This is a genomic window from Hylemonella sp. W303a (genome assembly GCF_046452315.1).
Classification (GTDB): Bacteria; Pseudomonadota; Gammaproteobacteria; order Burkholderiales; family Burkholderiaceae_C; genus Hylemonella.
The window spans coordinates 512,994-531,051 of the sequence record NZ_JBKFDG010000002.1; the positions used below are offsets into that span (position 1 = coordinate 512,994).

Here is an 18,058-nt window from a genome sequence, read left to right on the forward strand (position 1 = left end):
GTGCTCCTGTCAGATGAGTTCAGGGTCTGGTTGATCTTGGGTGAAATGGCCTCGCACGCTCGCGGGCAAGGCCTTGCCGGTGCGGAATGCGCGCTCCAGCACTTGCCAGTAGTAGCGGTAGCTGGCGCGGTCGTGCAAAACGCCTTGGTGGCTGATGGGCGCCCACTGCGCTTGTTCAGCCGCCTCGATGAGGGTGGCGGCCCGCTCGATGTCCTGCTCCTGCGGTGCGAAGGCCGCGACGATGGGGCGGATCTGGTCGGGGTGGATGCTCCACATGCGCGTGTAGCCCAGCTCGCGCGCGGCACGCTGGGCGGCGCGCTGCAAGGCGGCGGCGTCCTTGAATTCGGTCACCACGCAATGCGCAGGCGTCTTGCCATGGGCATGGCAGGCGGCGGCGATTTCCAACTTGGCGCGCACCACCAGGGGATGGTCAAACTGGCCTTGCGCCGTCATGGCGCTGTCGGGGATCGCGCCGCCATGGGCCGAGACGAAATCCATCAGGCCAAAGCTGATCGACTGCACACGCGGGTGCGCGGCGATCTCAAAGGCGCGGTGCACCGCCGAAGGCGACTCGACCAACACGTGCAGCGGCAGGCGCTGGCCTCCGGCCGCGTCGACCGCAGCCGCGGCCCGCGCCACGTCGGCCACGGACTCGACCTTGGGCACCATCAGATGGCGCAAGCGCGAACCCGCCTGCCCCACGATGGTCCGCACATCGGCCTCGAACGCCGGGTGACCCACGGGGTGCACCCGGGCCGCGACCCGGGCTGATGGGGCGGCGCCCAAGGCCATGCTGGCCACCAGGGCAGCGTGCTCGGCCTCGGCACCGGCGGGCGCGCCGTCCTCGCAATCCAGCGTCACGTCAAAGACAATGGCGCCGAACTCCTCGGCCAGCTCGGCCTGCAAGGCCAGGCTCTTGCGCATGCGCACCTCGACGCCACAGTAGTGGTCGCACACCGGCAAGAAGCCGGTCGCGGCCTGGGCGCCAAGTAGAACGTCACGCGGGTGGAGCATGGACTGCTGGGGTGGTGCGTCAGGCGCGAAGGATCACAGCAGGTGCTTGACGCCGTCCTGCTCGCCTTGCAGCTCGGCCAGGGTCTTGTCGATGCACTTCTTGCTGAACTCGTCGATGGCCAAGCCTTCGACGATCTTGTACTTGCCGCCTTCGGTCGTGACCGGGAAGCCAAAGATCACGTCCTTCGGGATGCCGTATTCGCCATTGGAGGGCACGCCCATGGTGACCCACTTGCCGTTGGTGCCCAGGGCCCAATCGCGCATGTGGTCGATGGCGGCGTTGGCGGCGGAGGCCGCGGACGACAAGCCGCGCGCGTCGATGATGGCCGCGCCGCGCTTGCCCACGGTCGGCAGGAACACGGTTTCGTTCCAGACCTGGTCGTTGATCAGGTCCTTCACGCTCTTGCCACCGATGGTGGCGAAGCGGTAGTCGGCGTACATGGTGGGCGAATGGTTGCCCCAGACGGCGAGCTTCTCGATCTCGCCGACCTTGCCACCGGTCTTGGCGGCGATCTGCGAAGCGGCGCGGTTGTGGTCCAGGCGCAGCATGGCGGTGAAGTTCTCGCGCGGCAGGCTGGGCGCGCTCTTCATCGCGATGTAGGCATTGGTGTTGGCGGGGTTGCCGACCACCAGCACCTTGACGTTGCGCGAGGCCACCTTGTCCAGGGCCTTGCCTTGGGCGGTGAAGATCTGGGCGTTGGCGGCCAACAGGTCGGCGCGTTCCATGCCCGGGCCGCGCGGACGTGCGCCCACCAGCAGGGCGTAGTCGGCGTCCTTGAAGGCCACCAGCGGGTCACCCGTGGGGATCACGCCAGCCAGGAGCGGGAAAGCGCAGTCTTCCAGCTCCATGATCACGCCCTTGAGCGCCTTCTGGGCCTTCTCGTCGGGGATTTCGAGCAGTTGCAGGATCACGGGCTGGTCCTTGCCCAGCATTTCGCCCGAGGCGATGCGAAACAGCAGGGCGTAACCGATTTGACCGGCAGCGCCGGTGACGGCGACACGAACAGGCTTTTTGCTCATGGCAGGAACTCCAGGATTTTGTTGAAGAAGTTGAACGCGGAAACAGCCGTGGCGCTGCGAAACTCTGCCGCAAACACGCGGGCCTGGCACCGCTGGGAAGCATTTGGAAGTGTAGCCCGAAAACCGGGCTGTTTCAATTTGTCTTATGTCTTATATAAGATATGATTGACGCCCATCAAGCCCTCCCTGGCGAGCTTCCTCGCACGGGTCGGCAAATTCATATCCCTCCCGCCCGCCACCCGCCCTGCCACCGCCATGAGCTCCCAAACGCCCTCCAGCGCCGGTGACGCCACGGACGGCATGGCTTCCACGCCTGCCTCCGCGCCCTCGCCGCTCGCGCCCGCGTTCAGCCCGCTTTACCAGCAAATCAAAGGACTGATCCTGCAAAGCCTGCAGTCGGGCGAATGGAAACCGGGCGAGGCCATCCCCAGCGAGCTCGACCTGGCCGCGCGCTACCGCGTCAGCCAGGGCACCGTGCGCAAGGCCATTGACGAACTCGCGGCCGACAACCTGCTGCTGCGTCGCCAGGGCAAGGGCACCTTCGTCGCCACGCATGCGGAGCAGCAGGTGCAATACCGATTCCTGCGCCTGATGCCCGATGCCTTCGACGCGGGCGAACCGCGCCAGGCGACCCCCGCCGAGCGCCACGTGATCGACTGCAAGCGGGTGCGGGCCAGCGCGGAGGTCGCGCGCGCGCTCGCGCTGCGCACAGGCGATGGCGTGCTGCAAGTGCGCCGGGTGCTGTCTTTCTCCGGCCGCCCCACCATCTTGGAAGACCTCTGGTTGCCTGGCGCGCCCTTCAAGGGCCTCACGGCCGAGCGCCTGCGCGACAACCTGGGGCCGATGTACGCCCTGTTCGAGACCGAATTCGGCGTGCGCATGGTGCGGGCCGAGGAAAAAATCCGCGCGGTGCTGCCCGACGCGGCCCAAAGCGCATTGCTCAAGATCAGCCGCTCGACGCCCTTGCTGAGTGTCGAGCGCGTCGCCTATACCTACAACGATGTCCCCATGGAACTACGCCGTGGCCTGTACCTGACGGACATGCACCACTACCGCAACGTTCTCAATTGAATTGGGGATGGCGCAAGGAACCCATCACGCGATACCCCCATGCACACAACGGATCACGCACTGAACAGCACGAAATGAATCACTCGGGAATGCAGACAAGTCCTGCCTTGACCTAGAATCCGGCGACCTCGCTCCCCCTGCCACCACCCGTGCATCGCGGAGCGAATTTTTCTTTTCACCAAGAGAGACACACCATGTCCGAGCTTGCCACTCCCACCCGGGCCCAGCGGCCCGAGTTCCGCAACATCAACGCCCTCAAGGACCTCCCCACCTACCGCCTGCCCGCGGCGGGGTGGGTGTCCATCCTGCACCGCGTCAGCGGCGCGCTGATGTTCCTGCTGCTGCCCTTCGTCATCTGGCTGTTTGACACCGCCACCACCTCGGAGCTGTCCTACGAACGCTTCGCAGCCGCATTCAGCGCAGGCATCGGCTTCGTGCCAGGCTGGTTCGTGAAACTCGCCACGCTGGGCCTGATCTGGGCCTACCTGCACCACATCATCGCGGGCCTGCGCCACCTCTGGATGGACGCCACGCACGCCGTCACCAAGGAATTCGGCCGCAAGTCCGCCGTGGTCACGCTGGTCCTGTCCATTGGACTGACCGTCGTGCTGGGCGCCAAGCTGTTCGGCCTGTACTGAGTCACCAAGGAGCACACACCATGTCCGTCAACTACGGCTCCAAGCGCCTCGTCGTGGGCGCGCACTATGGCGTGCGTGACTGGATCGTCCAGCGCGCCACCGCCGTCATCATGGCCCTCTTCACCGCGCTGCTGCTGGCGCGCGTGCTGCTGAGCAGCGGCCCGCTGGGCTACCAGAGCTGGGCTGCCATCTTCGCGCCACAGTGGATGAAGGTCATCACCTTCGCCGTGGTGATCGCGCTGATCTGGCACGTCTGGGTCGGCATGCGCGACATCTGGATGGACTACATCAAGCCCGTCTGGCTGCGGCTGTCGCTGCAGGTGTTCACCATCGTCTGGCTGGCGGGTTGCGCTGGCTGGGCCCTCCAAGTCCTCTGGAGCCTCTGAGTCATGTCCTATACCTCTTCGTCCATCACCAAGCGCAAGTTCGACGTCGTCATCGTCGGCGCGGGCGGCTCCGGCATGCGCGCCTCGCTGCAACTGGCGCGCGCCGGCCTGAACGTCGCCGTGCTGTCCAAGGTCTTCCCCACCCGCTCACACACCGTGGCGGCGCAAGGCGGCATCGGCGCCTCGCTGGGCAATATGTCCGAGGACAACTGGCACTACCACTTCTACGACACCGTCAAGGGCTCCGACTGGCTCGGCGACCAGGACGCGATCGAATTCATGTGCCGTGAAGCGCCCAAGGTCGTCTACGAGTTGGAGCACTTCGGCATGCCCTTCGACCGCAACCCGGACGGCACCATCTACCAACGCCCCTTTGGTGGCCACACGGCCAACTACGGCGAAAAGCCCGTGCAACGCGCCTGCGCTGCAGCCGACCGCACCGGCCACGCCATGCTGCACACGCTGTACCAGCAAAACGTGTCGGCCAAGACCCAGTTCTTCGTCGAGTGGATGGCGCTGGACCTGATCCGCGACGCCGAAGGCGACGTGGTGGGCGTGACCGCGCTGGAAATGGAAACCGGCGACCTGCACATCCTGCAAGCCAAGACCGTGCTGCTGGCCACCGGCGGCGCGGGCCGCATCTTCGCGGCCTCCACCAACGCCTTCATCAACACCGGTGACGGCCTGGGCATGGCGGCGCGTTCGGGCATTCCGCTGCAAGACATGGAGTTCTGGCAGTTCCACCCCACCGGCGTGGCCGGCGCGGGCGTGCTGCTGACCGAAGGCTGCCGCGGCGAAGGCGCCATCCTGCTGAACAACAAGGGTGAGCGCTTCATGGAGCGCTACGCGCCCACGCTGAAGGACCTGGCCCCGCGTGACTTCGTGTCCCGCTCGATGGACCAGGAAATCAAGGAAGGCCGTGGCTGCGGCCCCAACGGTGACTACGTGCTGCTCAAGCTCGACCACCTGGGCGCCGAGACCATCCACAAGCGCCTGCCCTCGGTCTACGAAATCGGCGTGAACTTCGCCAACGTGGACATCACGAAAGAGCCGATCCCCGTCGTGCCCACCATCCACTACCAGATGGGCGGCATTCCGACCAACATCAACGGCCAGGTCGTGGTGCAGCAAAACGGCAACGACCGCGAAGTGGTCAACGGCCTCTACGCCGTGGGCGAATGCTCCTGCGTGTCGGTGCACGGCGCCAACCGCCTGGGCACGAACTCCCTGCTGGACCTGCTGGTCTTCGGCAAGTCGGCCGGCAACCACATCGTCGAGTTCGCCTCACGCACCAAGTCCCACAAGGAACTGCCCAAGGACGCGGCCGACAAGTCCCTGGCGCGCCTCAACCGCCTGGACTCCGACACCAAGGGTGAATACTGCCAGACCGTCGCCAACGACATCCGCGCGACCATGCAGCAGCACGCGGGCGTGTTCCGCACGCAAGCCAGCATGGACGAGGGCGTGCGCAAGATCAACGCCATCCGCGAGCGCGTGGGCGGCATTGGTCTGAAGGACACCTCCAAGGTCTTCAACATGGCGCGCATCGAGGCGCTGGAAGTCGAGAACCTGATCGAGTGCGCCCAGGCCACCATGATCTCCGCCGCCGCCCGCAAGGAATGCCGCGGCGCGCACACGGTCAAGGACTATGAGCACCCGGCCGATCACCCCACGGCCCCGCTGGGTCGCGACGACGCCAACTGGATGAAGCACACCCTGTGGCACAGCGCGAGCAACAGCCTGACCTACAAGGCCGTCAACCTGAAGCCCCTGACGGTGGACTCCGTGCCGCCCAAGGTTCGCACGTTCTGAACGTCACGCAAGGGCACCCAAGGACCAACATCATGCAAAAACGTACTTTCAGCATCTACCGCTACGATCCCGACAAGGACGCCAAGCCCTACATGCAGACCATCGAGATCGAGCTCGAAGGCAATGAACGCATGCTGCTCGACGCCCTGGTCAAGCTCAAGGCCGTGGACCCGACGCTGTCCTTCCGCCGCTCCTGCCGCGAAGGCGTCTGCGGCTCGGACGCAATGAACATCAACGGCAAGAACGGTCTGGCCTGCCTGACCAACTTGAAAACGCTCAAGGGCACCATCGTGCTCAAGCCGCTGCCGGGCCTGCCCGTCGTGCGCGACCTGATCGTGGACATGACGCAGTTCTTCACGCAGTACCACAGCATCAAGCCTTACCTCGTCAACGAGCAAGTGCCGCCCGAGAAGGAGCGCCTGCAGTCGCCCGAGGAACGCGAAGAACTCAACGGCCTGTACGAGTGCATCTTGTGCGCGAGCTGCTCGACCAGCTGCCCCAGCTTCTGGTGGAACCCGGACAAGTTCGTCGGCCCCGCCGGCTTGTTGCAGGCCTACCGCTTCATCGCGGACAGCCGAGACCAGGCCACCGCCGAGCGTCTGGACAACCTGGAAGACCCGTACCGTCTGTTCCGCTGCCACACCATCATGAACTGCGTCGATGTCTGCCCCAAGGGATTGAACCCCACCAAGGCCATCGGCAAGATCAAGGAAATGATGGTGGCGCGCTCGGTCTGACGGCCCGGACCCGAGAGACGCACGCAAGAAAGTCAGGATGACCGTGATGACGGAAGATCCCCGCATCGATGAACGCAGTCTGAGCAAGCTCAAGTGGCGCTGCCGCCGAGGCCTGCTGGAAAACGATCTGTTCATCGAGCGCTTCTTCCAGCAGCATGAGTCGTCCCTGACGGTGCGCCAGGCCGCCGGCCTGTCCGCGCTGATGGAGCTGAGCGACAACGACCTGCTCGACCTGAACCTGGGCCGCAAGCCCCTGGCGCAGGTGGCCCCTGAGATGGATCGTGACGAAGTGCGCGAAGTGCTGAAGATGTTGCAGCAACGCTAAGGTGTTGCTTTGATTCCCCCAGCTTGATGAGAGAAAGGTCAAGAAAATGAAACTAGCAGACAACAAAGCCACCCTGTCGTTCAGCAACGGCAAGCCCGCCATCGAGCTGCCCGTGTACTCGGGCAACATCGGCCCGGACGTGATCGACATCCGCAAGCTGTACGGCCAGACGGGCATGTTCACGTATGACCCCGGCTTTCTCTCGACGGCTTCTTGCCAGTCCGCCATCACCTACATCGATGGCGACAAGGGCGAACTGCTCTACCGCGGCTACCCCATCGAGCAGCTCGCGGAGAACTGCGACTTCCTCGAGACCTGTTACCTGCTGCTCAAGGGCAGCTTGCCGAACGCCACGGAAAAGAAGAGCTTCACCGACCTCGTCACGCACCACACCATGGTGAACGAGCAGATGCAGTTCTTCCTGCGTGGCTTCCGCCGTGACGCCCACCCCATGGCCATCCTGACCGGCCTGATCGGCGCGTTGTCGGCCTTCTACCATGACAGCACGGACATCAACAACCCGGAGCACCGCGAGATCTCGGCGATCCGCCTGATCGCCAAACTGCCCACGCTGGTCGCGATGGCCTACAAGTACGGCATCGGTCAGCCCTACATGTACCCGCAGAACAACCTGAGCTACGCAGGCAACTTCCTGCGCATGATGTTCGCCACGCCCTGCGAAGAGTACAAGGTCAACCCGGTGATCGAGAAGGCGCTGGACCGCATCTTCATCTTGCACGCGGACCACGAGCAGAACGCCTCCACCTCCACGGTGCGTCTGTGCGGCTCCTCCGGCACCAACCCCTTCGCCGCGATCGCCGCGGGCGTCGCTTGCCTCTGGGGCCCCGCTCACGGCGGCGCCAATGAAGCCGCACTCAACATGCTCTACGACATCCAGAATCAGGGTGGCGTGGCCAAGATCGGCGAGTTCATCAAGCAAGTGAAGGACAAGAACTCCAGCGTCAAGCTGATGGGCTTTGGCCACCGCGTGTACAAGAACTACGACCCGCGGGCCAAGCTGATGCAGCAGACCTGCAACGAGGTGCTGACCGAGCTGGGCCTGGAGAAGGACCCGCTGTTCGCCCTGGCCAAGGAACTGGAGAAGATCGCCCTGGAAGACGAGTACTTCGTCTCGCGCAAGCTCTACCCGAACGTGGACTTCTACTCCGGCATCGTGCAGCGCGCCATCGGCATCCCGGTCAACCTGTTCACCGGCATCTTCGCCCTGGCCCGCACGGTGGGTTGGATCGCCCAACTCAACGAAATGATCGGCGACCCCGAGTACAAGATCGGCCGTCCGCGCCAGCTGTTCACCGGCTCGCCGCGCCGCGACGTGCCGCCGATCGCCAAGCGCTGATCGGTCACCGAGCAACACGGGCAGTCATCGCTGCTTGTGCGTTCCAAAAAAAAGCCCGCCGAATTTCGGCGGGCTTTTTTTGATGGTGATTTACTCAGAAGACGAACGCTTCGATTTTGATATCGGGCCTATCAGGCCATTTGTGTCGACCAGCGATCACGTTCTTGTCTCCGTGGCCATACGGGTCAGGCAGAAGGCACGAGCTGCAATTGCCGAAGCTGGCGCTCCAACTCAGCCATGCTGCTCCAGGGCAGGATGGGCGAGTTCTTGCGTTCGTCGGGAGGACTCGATGGCAAGGAATCGGACCAGCCCCCATGCCCGACCAAAGGCAGCAGTGGACGCTTGTGTAGCCACGCCAAGCAGACTTCCGAAATGGTGCCTGCGCGCCCGCCGATGACCAGGCAGGCGTCGCCCGACAGCGCCATCAGCAGGTTGCGTGCATCGCCCATGCCACAAGGCACCACCACCGTCGCGGGCCAATCGGCGGGCGGCATCTCGTCGGGCGGCACGATGCTGAGTACCAGACCGCCTGCAGCAACCGCTCGCTCGGCGGCCACCCGCGTGGCAGGACTGCCGCAACCGCTGACCAGCGTGATGCCGTGCCGGGCCAGCAGCGCACCGGCCTGGCCCGCCAACTCGTAGGCGGTGGAGCCCGGCTCGGCGCTGCCGAGGACACAGACCTGGGGCTTGCGTATCTGGGGCTTGCGTAGGGACGCACTGGACATGGTGATGAAGCTCCTCTTTTTTCAGTTTCATTGACCTGTCAGGCCTGCGCCTTCGGCCGCAGCTCCTTGCGCACGACCAACTTGAGCCCCGACCAAACGTCCGTGACCGCGCATACCTTCACATCCACCCAGCCTAGCGGCAGGGCCAGTTCGCGGATGGTGTCTTCGGTGACCGTGGTGGGCACCTTGGCGGACTTCTTCGGCCACGACACCCAAACAGCCGCGTCTGGGTGCAGCGCATTGCGCAAGCGCGCCAATTCCGACGCCAGAACCTCGCGCTCTGTCACGAAGAGGTGGATCAGCCGGGTGCTCGCGCCGAGTTTGGATTGGACCTGCGCCCCAGCGGGCAACTCGCCCAGGATGGCAGCGTAGTCGCCTGGCGCGTGCAGCACCGTCAGACGCGTGGCCTCGGTGATGCCGAGCTTCTTGGGCAAGGGCGTTCCTGAGTAACCAACAGCCATGGTGCCTCCTGAAGTTCGATGCAAGTTCAGACAACCTTGGTCGCGCTCAGGGCCAGCACCGCGGCGGCGATCGAAGCGATGCAACGCACATGGTTCCAGAACAGCCACACCCGCAGGTAGACCGGCCAATACGCGGCTGCTTGCGGACCGTCTGCCTCCAGCGTGGCGAGCCGGTTGTTGCGCGGCACGTTGAACGCCAAGGTCACCACCACCGAACCCAGCAGATAGACCAGGAAAGCGGCCAACAGCCACGGGAAGGAATGCGGGTCATGCCTGACCACGTACGTGGCGGCGCCCAACAAGGGCGCAGCGCCAAGAAAGACCCCCAGAAACAGCGGATGGATCACCGTGACGTTGATGCGCTGCATCGCCAGGATGCCCTGCGCAGCGGGCAAGGATGCCAGGGCCCGCATCACGAAGACGGAGAAGGCAAAGAACACCCCGGCAACGAGCGCCGAGGCGATGGTGGATGCAATGATCATGGGTCCTGCAGTCATCAACACGGAGGATCGGGTCCTCAAGTTTTGGAAGAGTCTGATACGCCACGCAGATCAGGTGAGTTGTTCAGCTCGCCAGATTGTCACATTCGCCTCCGGTGTCTGGCCAGGCTCGTCATACTGCACGTAAAGTGTTCCATGGGCCGTGAGCCAGCGCTGCGCCAATTCACACGCGAGTTCGGGCTGATCGTGAAACAAGCGCACCCGCATCGCGAAGATTTTGTCGAATCGCTCGTCCCCAAGATCCAGTTGCTCCAAGGTTGATTCAAGGAAGCGGGCGACGCCCGCTTCCACGTAGCCCTTGTTTCTCTGCGCGGCTGCGGCGACCATCTTGCCTGACCGATCAATGGCCACGAAGCGCCCTGTCTTCAAGCGCTGGCACACCAACGTGGCCGCAAGGCCATGCCCGCAACCGATCTCCAGCACCCGGTCACCGGGCTGAATGTTCATGGACTCGACAAAGCGTTCGATGCGCTCAGACATGGTTGTGAACTCGAAACCTGTACCGCCCCGGATGATGCACAAGTATCAGCAGAGCAAAAAGGTCTGGGGCCTCGCCTGGCAGCGCTTCCTGATCAAGGGAAACCCTAGGATCCGTCCCCTTCTGTCGAAACTGCCAGGCGCCACGCGTCGGGCTCCTGGATGGAGTGCAGCAAATCGACAAACAAACACAGGACCAGCAGTCATGCCCGATCAGATCACCCCACTGCCCTGCGCTTGCGGGCAATGCGCCTTGCAGGCGTACGGCTCGCCCATCGTCAGCGCCGCCTGCCTCTGCAGCGATTGCCAGCAAGCAGGCGCCTTTTTGCAATCGCTGCCCGGCGCCAGACCCGTGCTGGATCACCACGGTGCCACCCGGTTCGTTCTTTATCGCAAGGACCGAGTGTGCTGCGTGAAGGGCGCGGAGTTGTTGCGTGCGCACCGGCTGTCAAAAAACGCCTCAACGCGCCGTGTCGTCGCGCGTTGCTGCAACACGCCCATGTTCCTGGATTTCAGTGGGGGCCATTGGCTCAGCATCTACGGTGGTCTCTGGCCAGCGGGAACCTTGCCGGCGCTGGACCTCAGGACGATGACCCGAAGCAAGCCCGAGGGGGTGGTGCTTCCGGAGGATGTGCCCAATCCTGGCACGCACACGTTTTCCTTTTATGCACGACTACTCTGGGCCTGGGCGGCCATGGGCTTTCGTGTACCCAAAGTGGATTGGGTCCATGGAGATCTGGATGCGCAATGACGACGACAAGATATCGATAGAGAACATCAACACCCCGGGCCGGGTGGAGCGCGTGGATCGCGCCAAGTACCTGGCCATGAAAGAGGCGCTGATCTCCGTGCTGCCCCGCACCGCCCCCGGGATGACCGGGGCCGAGGTCAAGGTCGCAATCCTCCCGTTGTTGCCGCAGGCCTTGTTTCCCGAGGGCGCCAAGGCCGGATGGTGGCTCAAGGCGACACAACTGGATCTGGAAGCCAAGGGACTCATCCAACGGGAGAACACCAAGCCACTGCGCTTGAGGCGATCGACCTGAGCCGGTCGCCTTCGCGCTGACACAGACAGGCGCGCACTGCCTGCGCCGCCGCGCACTCCTCCCCACTTCAAGAGGGGTCAGGCTGCGCCCTGCCGATGCTGGACCACATCGACCCCGATGCCGTTCGGATCGACCACCACGAAGTGGCGGTCGCCCCAGGGTTCGTCGCGCGGCGGCATTTCAATCGGCACACCCAGGGACTGGATGCGCGCGTAGGCCGCGTCCACATCGTCCACGTCCACGGCGACCCACAGGCCTCTCCCTTGAAACGCCTGGCGAAAAATGGGGGGTTGTGAAGGGAGATTCGGCTTCATGAAGCCCAGTTCACCTTCGCCGAGTTGCAACAGGACAAACCAGTCGTCCTCGCCCTCGAACAACACCTCGCAGCCAAACAGCCGGACGTAAAAGTCCTTGGACTCACGCACCTTCTCGGTGACCACACCTGACCAGAATTTCATTCAACGCTCCTCACGGGATGATTCAGAAGCCTGAATTCTGTTCAGCGAGGTCCGCGACGTCTTGTAAGAAAGCGACATCTTGCGCACGTGCCCGCGAGGGTGGCGCACCATGGAAGCGCGTGAACGCATGGCTGAAGTGGCTTTGGTCGGTGTAACCCAACTCGACCGCGATCTGCGCAAGGGGTAAGTCCGCGCGGGCCAGCAGCGCGCAAGCACGCCGGAACCGGACGATGTCCGAAAACAGCTTGGGCGACAGACCTGCGACCTCCAGAAAGTTACGCTCAAACTGCCGTGGGCTCTTGCAGCACAGCTCGGCCAACTCATCGACACGCAAGGGACGTGGCGACTGTTCGATGTGCCGCAGAGCATCGTCGATGCGACTGGGCTGCGGGGGCCGCCGTTGCAGGTGAGCCAGCAATATCGCGTCCAGGCGAGTGAACACGGTTTGACTCGCGATGGACTCGGCCAGTTCCAGCACTCGGGGAATCAACAGCCCCTCGGCAGGCAACACCGAATCCGTCAACTCGCTGGCCCGCATGTCCAGAAAGTGGCGACTCTGTCCGGGTTTGAAGCGGATGCCGAGGTAATGGCACGCGGGCGCGATGGCCAGCTCAGTTCTTCGGGTGCTCGTCCCATACACGTCGACCTGGTGATTCGATCCGCCCAGCACCAGCACCATGTCCACGGAGCCGTCCGGCGTGATGGCAAAGCTTGGGTCCTGGTTGTCCAAGCTCAACCAATAGTGGCTGACGTAGGCCCTAAGGGCCACAGCAGGCAAGGCTGTACTCGGGGGTTGAGGGCGTTGGCTCATGGGACGAGGAGGCCAGTCGCTGATGTACCGTGGTGAGCACCCAGCGTTACCAAGGCATCAAGCATCAGGCCGATGGCACACGGCCTCGACGTTGTTGCCCTCTGGGTCAATCACAAAGGCGCCGTAGTAATGGGCGTGGTAGTGCGGGCGCAGACCGGGTGGTCCATTGTCCTTGCCGCCCGCGGCAATCGCAGCCTGGTAGAAGGCGTCGACAGCCGCGCGGCTGCTGGCCTTCCAGGCCAAATGGCATCCGGTGGTCACGGGCGAACCGCCATGCGGAGACGGGCCATCGATGAACCACACGTCGGCCTTCTTGCCATCCGGCTCGGAAGGGTCGGGATAGGCAAAGCCCAAGAGGTTCGATCCATAGTTGCCCTCGAAGCAGAGGGTGTATCCCAGGGGCGTGAGCGCGGCCGTGTAGAAAGCCTTTGTGCGTTGGATGTCGCGAACACGAAAGGTCATGTGGTCGAGCATGCGAGTTGTCTCCGATGAATCAAAACTTGCAAAACGAATGGGGGCTCATGACGTTTCACGCCCCCTGCCCAGGCGTCCCGCAGCCGATTGCCTGCCACCGGAGGCCGACTGCAACTGCCCCGCCTTGCCCAAACCAAAGGGTGGCATGTTGACGTAGACGTTTTCATAACTGCCCGCCGAGGCCTGGTAGGTCTCATGCCAGATTCCCACCGAACCGTCGGTACCTATGGCCTGGTTGAAGGCGCGCCAGGCAGGCAGATGGGCCGCGTCCTTGTTCTTGGCATAGGCCAGCAGTTGGTCCATCGAACGCCAGTACTGCACCAGGATGATGGTGCGCGAGAACCACATCTCCGCGTGCAACAACCCCAGATCGGGTTGCCGCCCGAGTTCCTTGAGCATGCGCGGCATGGCCTGAGCGACCGGAAACCATTTGTGGATCAACCAGGGCTTGTTGATCCGCATGCCGATCAGGAAGACGACAAAGTCCCCTTCCAGGGTCGCGGTCAATCGTTCTTTGTGGATCATGGCCATCACGCCACCGCGTGCCTCGCTGAAATGCTGGATGAATCGGGATCGACTCTGCCCACGGAAGGCCCAAGGACCGTCAAGGCACGTAAGGGCCCTTGACCTCGCCCCAGCCCCACTTGGGCATGGGCGCGTCGGGGTTGACCTCCGCACCGTCTTGCGAGTTCAGCACCGCGAGGCGGGAACCCCACTCCAGGTAACCCACCAGGGCGGACCGGAACTCCGGGTCATCGGGCATGCCCAGTTCATCGGCGGTGTCGAGCAGCAGCGTCAACCAAGCGCGTCGCTGCTCTTGGGTGAGGTGCCGATTCAGGTGCTGACGAATCATGTGGGGATGACCGCCATGACTGGCCGAATATTCCTCTGGCCCACCCAGCACCTCCGCCAGGAAGGCAGCGACATGCTTCGCATGCTCAGGGTTCATGTGAGCGAACACCGGAGCCAGCGTCGGGTTGGCGGGAACGCGCTCGTAGAAGCGGGTCGTCAAGCGCAAGAGCGCTTCCATGCCGCCAAGCCAAGCGTAGAGGGAGGGAGGGGATTGGGTTTGCATCAGCACACCTTTGATCAGAAGACCTTCTGCCAGTAGCCGACATCCAGCCACTGCCCGAACTTGTACCCGACTTGCTCAAAGCGGGCAACCTGCTTCATGCCCATCTTCTCGTGCAGGCGGACGCTGGCGTCGTTCGGCAACACAATGCCGCCCATGGCGGCGTGAATGCCTCGCTCCGCCAGGGTGGAAAACAAGGCCTCGTAAAGGCGGCTGCCCAGGCCTCGGGCTTGTACGCCTTGCTTGAGATAGACCGACGTCTCAACGGAGTAACGGTAGGCCGAGCGCTCTTTCCATTTGCCGGCATAGGCATACCCCAGCAGTTGCCCCGACTCTTCCAACACCAGCCAAGGCAGGCCCGCCGCCTGGATGACGTCGATGCGCCGCAGCATTTCCTCGACAGAGACCGGCTGTTCCTCGAAGCTGATGGTGGTGTTGGCCACGTAATGGTTGTAGATGCCGACGATGGCTTCAGCGTCAGCAGGTTGGGCAGAGCGAATCACAACAAGGCTCCAGAATCACGCAATTTTTTTCAAGCTCCCACGAACGCGGAGCCATTCACTTTTGAAGAAAGACCAAGAAAGCATCCACAGGCAGCGACTTTGAGAAAAACCATCCCTGCCCCCATTGCACGCCCAGCTCCATGAGTTTTTTCACTTGCACTTCGTGCTCGATCCCTTCCGCCACGACGGTGGGGTGGCCAGTGGCCGCCACCCGCCTGATTTCTTCTTTCGTCTGATCAATCAAACCTTCACTGGCGATTTGATCCACCACGCTTTTGTCGAGTTTGATGTAGTCCAGTTTGGTTCGCGCCAGCAGCACCAGGCTGAGGCCGTCGGCTTCCACATCATCGATCGCGATCCCGAGGCCGAGCCGACGCGCGGAACGCAAACCTTCGAGCGAAATGCGATCCGGTGAACCACGCTCCGTCATCTCCAGGACGAACTGCGGGTACAAATCTTTGACCCCCGCATGGTGAGCCGCGTACTGCAGTCCGCCCCGGCCAAACAACTCGGGCGGCACATTGATCGAGATGTGAAAGTCTCGGTGGGCTCTCAGCCAAGCGCGAAGTTCCACCGCCACCTGCTCCACTAGCCAGTAAGTGAGGAGGCCGATCGCCGGCGTCCCTTCTATTTCAGGAATGAAGACCGCGGGAGAAACCGCCTGCCCATCCTTCTTCCAGCGGATCAGCGCTTCCGCGGCGACACAATCGCCGGTGGCCAGGGAAACGATGGGCATGTACTCGAGGTGAAACTCACCCTGTTCCAGCCCCGACACGACATCCTCACTTCTCGTCGCCACAGCTTCTCCCTTGAATGCTTATCCTGAGTTGATTTCTGTCTTCTCCGGTCATTCTAAGATTTGTCCTTGAAGGTCAGGCTTGACCCATCTGGGGTGGTTTTTTGAATGGATGGATGAACGATCCCGAATGGGAATGCGCCGTCTGCGGCGCCACATTGGGGTCCTCGTCTTGATTGACGCGAGGCCGAACTCAGATAGCCGTCACCGGGAGATGTAGTTTCGACCACTGTTTGGTCAAAGAACAATTCTCCGGTGAGGTTCTAACCGATGCAAGAACTTCGTCAGCGAATCAGGCGGTGAACTCGTTCCCGTGTCCTCGAGCATCTGGCCGATGCTGCCACGGTGATAGCCACTGTGCGTGATGACATGAAGCAACATCTCTTCGCAGGTCATGCTGCCTTTGTCGCCATCAGTGAACGTGAATTGAATTCGGTGGTTGAGGCGATCAGCGCTGACCTTGGAAACAAACTGAAGGTACCACTCGTCCGTCGATATGACTGACTGACGAAGCTCCGACAGAGTCGGAGTCTGTTCACTATGGGTCGTCTTGAAGACTGGCGCGGTGGTTCCATCTAGATGACACATGAAAATTCGATCCACGACATTCGCGTGGTCGAGTGTATGAAGCATGGCGCTAAAGACAGTGGGATGTTGTTCCGCGTCAAACCTTTCAAGGGCGGCGTGCAGTTCTGTATTGGCTCACGCCTTGTGGTTGAACAGAGAGATGAGAGCGCCATTCATGTGGGTGGTCCTTGATGAAGAATGACCTTGGCTGTGTTTTCGTCTTCGGGCCTCAGTTGTAGCCGAAAAGCTCAGGCCGAATTCTTGACCAAGCGGATGTCAACTTCTCGCGTGACATACCGCCACTCAGGCGAAGAACGGAGTTCGAGCAGCATTTGATCGAACTGCGCTTCGTGCTCGGGAGCGTACTCGAACCAAGTCAAGAAATCGAAGGGCTCATCTTCCGAGATGTCCCGGCAATGGTGCAGCCTGCGAGCGATGGCAGGCAGATAACGCATGCCTATGGCAATGTGCTGCGATTGCGCTTCGAAGATTTGGCGGCGCTCATCTTGGGTGAGATCCCACCAAGCGGGAGATTTTCGGATCGGGATCAAGGCCGCGAAAGTGGCAGCGGGCCGGCCCAGGCCTTCCTGCTTGAACTGCAGCGCGGTCTTTTCACCTTGCTCCACATACCGGACGTTGCTGGTGATGCCTCTGAGTTTCCACATCGAATTCGATGGGACGTCGAACCCGGAGAGCACGCTGATGGCAGCGGGCTGATCCAAGGCGGGCCCGCAGATCGTTGTTTGTGAGCGGACGCTCCACTCGCCGGTGGTGGCGGCAACAAAGGTGAATGATCGAGTTGACATGGAGGCGTGGAAGTTTTTCCAGTCTAATGAAGTTACTCGAAATCCCACGCGCCGCTGGCAAAGGCGTTCGGAACATCGTCAATCGGGCTCACCGACACCGCAGGACGCCGATAACACCGCTGGCTCCTATGCAGCCAATAGGATTGGTGGAGCCTTGCGGTAACGCAGATTCCACGTTTGCACGAGACTTTAAGATCCCACCTTAGATGCCGGATTTACGACTGTAGGACTTTGCCCCTAGGTTCTTAGTCAATGAGTATTTTGTCGTTGATGGGGAATCCAAATATGCGGCGCTAGGCTGCATTCTTGGTGGCTGGACTTGATAGCTTGCCCAGCAACCACTGCAGGCCGGACAAGTGCTGTTGATCGTGGCTGCAAAGATAATGCACGAGACTCTGCAGCGTAACTTGACCATAGCCCTCAAACTGAGCTGGCCGTTCTAGTTGCTCGGCAGTGAGCGCTTGGAGCCTGCCTACGGTTTCGGATCTCGCACGACGGAAGTCGCGAAGAACTGCTGCTGCTTCCTTCCGGTGGTACAGACGGTCTCGCGCCATCGCTTCAGTGTCCAGCGATGGGAGAACAGGATTCCACTCGTTCAGAGTTCGTTGGATTCGAACTTGATACCCTTCGACCTCAATATCGAGGACATGGCAGATTTGCTCAATTGCGGTCAGTGGTTCGCTGGGCACCCCCTCCCAGGATGCTGGAGCGAAATGCTTCGACGCCAGAGGGAACGACTCGTATAGCGACGAGAGCTGGTCAGGGAAGGCCGCAAGGGCAGCCAAAGTTAGTTGATTCATGCAGTGTGGCAGATATGCGGTCTAACTTGATATGGACCGCATCAGTACGGAATAAATGGGCCAAGTGTTCATTTTTGCGCCCCTTTTCGCAAGCGAGTTGCTTGTTTTACATGAACAGTATTGCGCTGATCCAAAAACCCCGCAATGTAGCGCCACCTCCGCGCCCCGTGAGCACCAGGTTTGCTAAATCAGATGCGTGAGCGTA

The 18,058-nt window shown here is 62.1% G+C and carries 25 protein-coding genes; 9 read left to right on the plus strand and 16 right to left on the minus strand.

The features are described from left to right. Positions 1 to 9: 9 nt before the first annotated feature. Positions 10 to 1,014, minus strand: a complete 1,005-nt coding sequence (locus ACLBKS_RS06020; RefSeq protein WP_410191878.1) for an HpcH/HpaI aldolase/citrate lyase family protein — start codon at positions 1,012 to 1,014, stop codon at positions 10 to 12. 33 nt (positions 1,015 to 1,047) lie between these two features. After that, positions 1,048 to 2,034 (minus strand): malate dehydrogenase, encoded by a 987-nt coding sequence (locus ACLBKS_RS06025; protein ID WP_410191879.1) that lies wholly within the window; start codon positions 2,032 to 2,034, stop codon positions 1,048 to 1,050. Between the two features lie 300 nt (positions 2,035 to 2,334). On the opposite strand from ACLBKS_RS06025, the gene ACLBKS_RS06030 reads away from it, so the two are divergent. The 7 genes from ACLBKS_RS06030 (at position 2,335) to ACLBKS_RS06060 (ending at position 8,360) form a co-directional block, all read left to right on the plus strand. Then, positions 2,335 to 3,105, plus strand: coding sequence for a GntR family transcriptional regulator (locus tag ACLBKS_RS06030; RefSeq protein ID WP_410191936.1), 771 nt, complete (start codon positions 2,335 to 2,337; stop codon positions 3,103 to 3,105). A gap of 194 nt (positions 3,106 to 3,299) precedes the next feature. After that, positions 3,300 to 3,743, plus strand: a complete 444-nt coding sequence (gene sdhC, locus ACLBKS_RS06035; RefSeq protein ID WP_410191880.1) for a succinate dehydrogenase, cytochrome b556 subunit — start codon at positions 3,300 to 3,302, stop codon at positions 3,741 to 3,743. A 20-nt stretch (positions 3,744 to 3,763) separates the two neighbouring features. Next, positions 3,764 to 4,129 (plus strand): succinate dehydrogenase, hydrophobic membrane anchor protein, encoded by a 366-nt coding sequence (gene sdhD / locus ACLBKS_RS06040; protein ID WP_410191881.1) that lies wholly within the window; start codon positions 3,764 to 3,766, stop codon positions 4,127 to 4,129. A 3-nt stretch (positions 4,130 to 4,132) separates the two neighbouring features. Then, positions 4,133 to 5,941, plus strand: a complete 1,809-nt coding sequence (sdhA, locus tag ACLBKS_RS06045) for a succinate dehydrogenase flavoprotein subunit (protein ID WP_410191882.1) — start codon at positions 4,133 to 4,135, stop codon at positions 5,939 to 5,941. Between the two features lie 32 nt (positions 5,942 to 5,973). Then, the gene (locus ACLBKS_RS06050; protein WP_006295988.1) at positions 5,974 to 6,678 is read left to right on the plus strand and encodes a succinate dehydrogenase iron-sulfur subunit; all 705 of its coding nucleotides are present in this window, start codon (positions 5,974 to 5,976) and stop codon (positions 6,676 to 6,678) included. Between the two features lie 37 nt (positions 6,679 to 6,715). Continuing rightward, positions 6,716 to 7,003 carry a succinate dehydrogenase assembly factor 2 gene (locus ACLBKS_RS06055; RefSeq protein ID WP_410191883.1) on the plus strand — a complete coding sequence of 96 codons (288 nt, stop codon included), beginning with the start codon at positions 6,716 to 6,718 and terminating at the stop codon, positions 7,001 to 7,003. A gap of 46 nt (positions 7,004 to 7,049) precedes the next feature. Continuing rightward, positions 7,050 to 8,360, plus strand: coding sequence for a citrate synthase (locus ACLBKS_RS06060; RefSeq protein WP_410191884.1), 1,311 nt, complete (start codon positions 7,050 to 7,052; stop codon positions 8,358 to 8,360). Between the two features lie 185 nt (positions 8,361 to 8,545). Here ACLBKS_RS06060 and ACLBKS_RS06065 read toward each other — a convergent pair whose 3' ends face one another. The 4 genes from ACLBKS_RS06065 to ACLBKS_RS06080 all read right to left on the minus strand — a co-directional run bounded on the left by ACLBKS_RS06065 (position 8,546) and on the right by ACLBKS_RS06080 (position 10,526). Further along, a complete protein-coding gene (locus tag ACLBKS_RS06065; protein ID WP_410191885.1) occupies positions 8,546 to 9,085 on the minus strand; it encodes a Rossmann fold nucleotide-binding protein in 540 nt (179 codons plus the stop codon). A gap of 38 nt (positions 9,086 to 9,123) precedes the next feature. Further along, positions 9,124 to 9,546, minus strand: a complete 423-nt coding sequence (locus ACLBKS_RS06070) for a DUF3052 domain-containing protein (RefSeq protein WP_410191886.1) — start codon at positions 9,544 to 9,546, stop codon at positions 9,124 to 9,126. 26 nt (positions 9,547 to 9,572) lie between these two features. Next, entirely contained in the window at positions 9,573 to 10,028 is a 456-nt protein-coding gene (locus ACLBKS_RS06075) for a DUF1772 domain-containing protein (protein ID WP_410191887.1), read from the minus strand. 69 nt (positions 10,029 to 10,097) lie between these two features. Beyond that, a complete protein-coding gene (locus tag ACLBKS_RS06080; protein WP_410191888.1) occupies positions 10,098 to 10,526 on the minus strand; it encodes a class I SAM-dependent methyltransferase in 429 nt (142 codons plus the stop codon). 202 nt (positions 10,527 to 10,728) lie between these two features. Here ACLBKS_RS06080 and ACLBKS_RS06085 point away from each other — a divergent pair, with 202 nt between their 5' ends. Both ACLBKS_RS06085 and ACLBKS_RS06090 read left to right on the plus strand, forming a co-directional pair. Continuing rightward, entirely contained in the window at positions 10,729 to 11,274 is a 546-nt protein-coding gene (locus ACLBKS_RS06085) for a GFA family protein (protein WP_410191889.1), read from the plus strand. Further along, a complete protein-coding gene (locus tag ACLBKS_RS06090) occupies positions 11,252 to 11,566 on the plus strand; it encodes a DUF6958 family protein (protein WP_410191890.1) in 315 nt (104 codons plus the stop codon). Before ACLBKS_RS06085 ends, ACLBKS_RS06090 begins: the two co-directional genes overlap by 23 nt. 77 nt (positions 11,567 to 11,643) lie before the next feature. Here ACLBKS_RS06090 and ACLBKS_RS06095 read toward each other — a convergent pair whose 3' ends face one another. The 10 genes from ACLBKS_RS06095 to ACLBKS_RS06140 form a co-directional block, all read right to left on the minus strand. Continuing rightward, the gene (locus tag ACLBKS_RS06095) at positions 11,644 to 12,024 is read right to left on the minus strand and encodes a VOC family protein (RefSeq protein WP_410191891.1); all 381 of its coding nucleotides are present in this window, start codon (positions 12,022 to 12,024) and stop codon (positions 11,644 to 11,646) included. A 22-nt stretch (positions 12,025 to 12,046) separates the two neighbouring features. Next, complete coding sequence (locus ACLBKS_RS06100; protein WP_410191892.1) at positions 12,047 to 12,835, minus strand: helix-turn-helix domain-containing protein; 789 nt, start codon at positions 12,833 to 12,835, stop codon at positions 12,047 to 12,049. Positions 12,836 to 12,892: 57 nt separating this feature from the next. Next, positions 12,893 to 13,309: a VOC family protein gene (locus tag ACLBKS_RS06105; RefSeq protein WP_410191893.1), complete on the minus strand. Its 417-nt coding sequence runs from the start codon at positions 13,307 to 13,309 to the stop codon at positions 12,893 to 12,895. Positions 13,310 to 13,354: 45 nt separating this feature from the next. Next, a complete protein-coding gene (locus ACLBKS_RS06110; RefSeq protein ID WP_410191894.1) occupies positions 13,355 to 13,834 on the minus strand; it encodes a DUF4188 domain-containing protein in 480 nt (159 codons plus the stop codon). A gap of 79 nt (positions 13,835 to 13,913) precedes the next feature. After that, positions 13,914 to 14,384: a group II truncated hemoglobin gene (locus ACLBKS_RS06115; RefSeq protein ID WP_410191895.1), complete on the minus strand. Its 471-nt coding sequence runs from the start codon at positions 14,382 to 14,384 to the stop codon at positions 13,914 to 13,916. A 14-nt stretch (positions 14,385 to 14,398) separates the two neighbouring features. Further along, positions 14,399 to 14,884, minus strand: a complete 486-nt coding sequence (locus tag ACLBKS_RS06120; RefSeq protein WP_410191896.1) for an arsinothricin resistance N-acetyltransferase ArsN1 family B — start codon at positions 14,882 to 14,884, stop codon at positions 14,399 to 14,401. 55 nt (positions 14,885 to 14,939) lie between these two features. After that, entirely contained in the window at positions 14,940 to 15,683 is a 744-nt protein-coding gene (locus ACLBKS_RS06125; protein ID WP_410191897.1) for an EAL domain-containing protein, read from the minus strand. Positions 15,684 to 15,917: 234 nt separating this feature from the next. After that, positions 15,918 to 16,370 carry a DinB family protein gene (locus ACLBKS_RS06130; RefSeq protein WP_410191937.1) on the minus strand — a complete coding sequence of 151 codons (453 nt, stop codon included), beginning with the start codon at positions 16,368 to 16,370 and terminating at the stop codon, positions 15,918 to 15,920. Positions 16,371 to 16,495: 125 nt separating this feature from the next. Further along, complete coding sequence (locus ACLBKS_RS06135) at positions 16,496 to 17,101, minus strand: chlorite dismutase family protein (protein ID WP_410191898.1); 606 nt, start codon at positions 17,099 to 17,101, stop codon at positions 16,496 to 16,498. 245 nt (positions 17,102 to 17,346) lie between these two features. After that, positions 17,347 to 17,853: a DinB family protein gene (locus ACLBKS_RS06140; RefSeq protein ID WP_410191899.1), complete on the minus strand. Its 507-nt coding sequence runs from the start codon at positions 17,851 to 17,853 to the stop codon at positions 17,347 to 17,349. Positions 17,854 to 18,058: the final 205 nt, after the last annotated feature.

Coding starts and splice junctions, on each gene's coding strand:
- ACLBKS_RS06020 (WP_410191878.1), bottom strand. CDS start 1,014: ATGCTCCACCCGCGTGACGTTCTACTTGGCGCCCAGGCCGCGACCGGC.
- ACLBKS_RS06025 (WP_410191879.1), bottom strand. CDS start 2,034: ATGAGCAAAAAGCCTGTTCGTGTCGCCGTCACCGGCGCTGCCGGTCAA.
- ACLBKS_RS06030 (WP_410191936.1), top strand. CDS start 2,335: ATGGCTTCCACGCCTGCCTCCGCGCCCTCGCCGCTCGCGCCCGCGTTC.
- sdhC (WP_410191880.1), top strand. CDS start 3,300: ATGTCCGAGCTTGCCACTCCCACCCGGGCCCAGCGGCCCGAGTTCCGC.
- sdhD (WP_410191881.1), top strand. CDS start 3,764: ATGTCCGTCAACTACGGCTCCAAGCGCCTCGTCGTGGGCGCGCACTAT.
- sdhA (WP_410191882.1), top strand. CDS start 4,133: ATGTCCTATACCTCTTCGTCCATCACCAAGCGCAAGTTCGACGTCGTC.
- ACLBKS_RS06050 (WP_006295988.1), top strand. CDS start 5,974: ATGCAAAAACGTACTTTCAGCATCTACCGCTACGATCCCGACAAGGAC.
- ACLBKS_RS06055 (WP_410191883.1), top strand. CDS start 6,716: ATGACCGTGATGACGGAAGATCCCCGCATCGATGAACGCAGTCTGAGC.
- ACLBKS_RS06060 (WP_410191884.1), top strand. CDS start 7,050: ATGAAACTAGCAGACAACAAAGCCACCCTGTCGTTCAGCAACGGCAAG.
- ACLBKS_RS06065 (WP_410191885.1), bottom strand. CDS start 9,085: ATGTCCAGTGCGTCCCTACGCAAGCCCCAGATACGCAAGCCCCAGGTC.
- ACLBKS_RS06070 (WP_410191886.1), bottom strand. CDS start 9,546: ATGGCTGTTGGTTACTCAGGAACGCCCTTGCCCAAGAAGCTCGGCATC.
- ACLBKS_RS06075 (WP_410191887.1), bottom strand. CDS start 10,028: ATGATCATTGCATCCACCATCGCCTCGGCGCTCGTTGCCGGGGTGTTC.
- ACLBKS_RS06080 (WP_410191888.1), bottom strand. CDS start 10,526: ATGTCTGAGCGCATCGAACGCTTTGTCGAGTCCATGAACATTCAGCCC.
- ACLBKS_RS06085 (WP_410191889.1), top strand. CDS start 10,729: ATGCCCGATCAGATCACCCCACTGCCCTGCGCTTGCGGGCAATGCGCC.
- ACLBKS_RS06090 (WP_410191890.1), top strand. CDS start 11,252: ATGGAGATCTGGATGCGCAATGACGACGACAAGATATCGATAGAGAAC.
- ACLBKS_RS06095 (WP_410191891.1), bottom strand. CDS start 12,024: ATGAAATTCTGGTCAGGTGTGGTCACCGAGAAGGTGCGTGAGTCCAAG.
- ACLBKS_RS06100 (WP_410191892.1), bottom strand. CDS start 12,835: ATGAGCCAACGCCCTCAACCCCCGAGTACAGCCTTGCCTGCTGTGGCC.
- ACLBKS_RS06105 (WP_410191893.1), bottom strand. CDS start 13,309: ATGCTCGACCACATGACCTTTCGTGTTCGCGACATCCAACGCACAAAG.
- ACLBKS_RS06110 (WP_410191894.1), bottom strand. CDS start 13,834: ATGATCCACAAAGAACGATTGACCGCGACCCTGGAAGGGGACTTTGTC.
- ACLBKS_RS06115 (WP_410191895.1), bottom strand. CDS start 14,384: ATGCAAACCCAATCCCCTCCCTCCCTCTACGCTTGGCTTGGCGGCATG.
- ACLBKS_RS06140 (WP_410191899.1), bottom strand. CDS start 17,853: ATGAATCAACTAACTTTGGCTGCCCTTGCGGCCTTCCCTGACCAGCTC.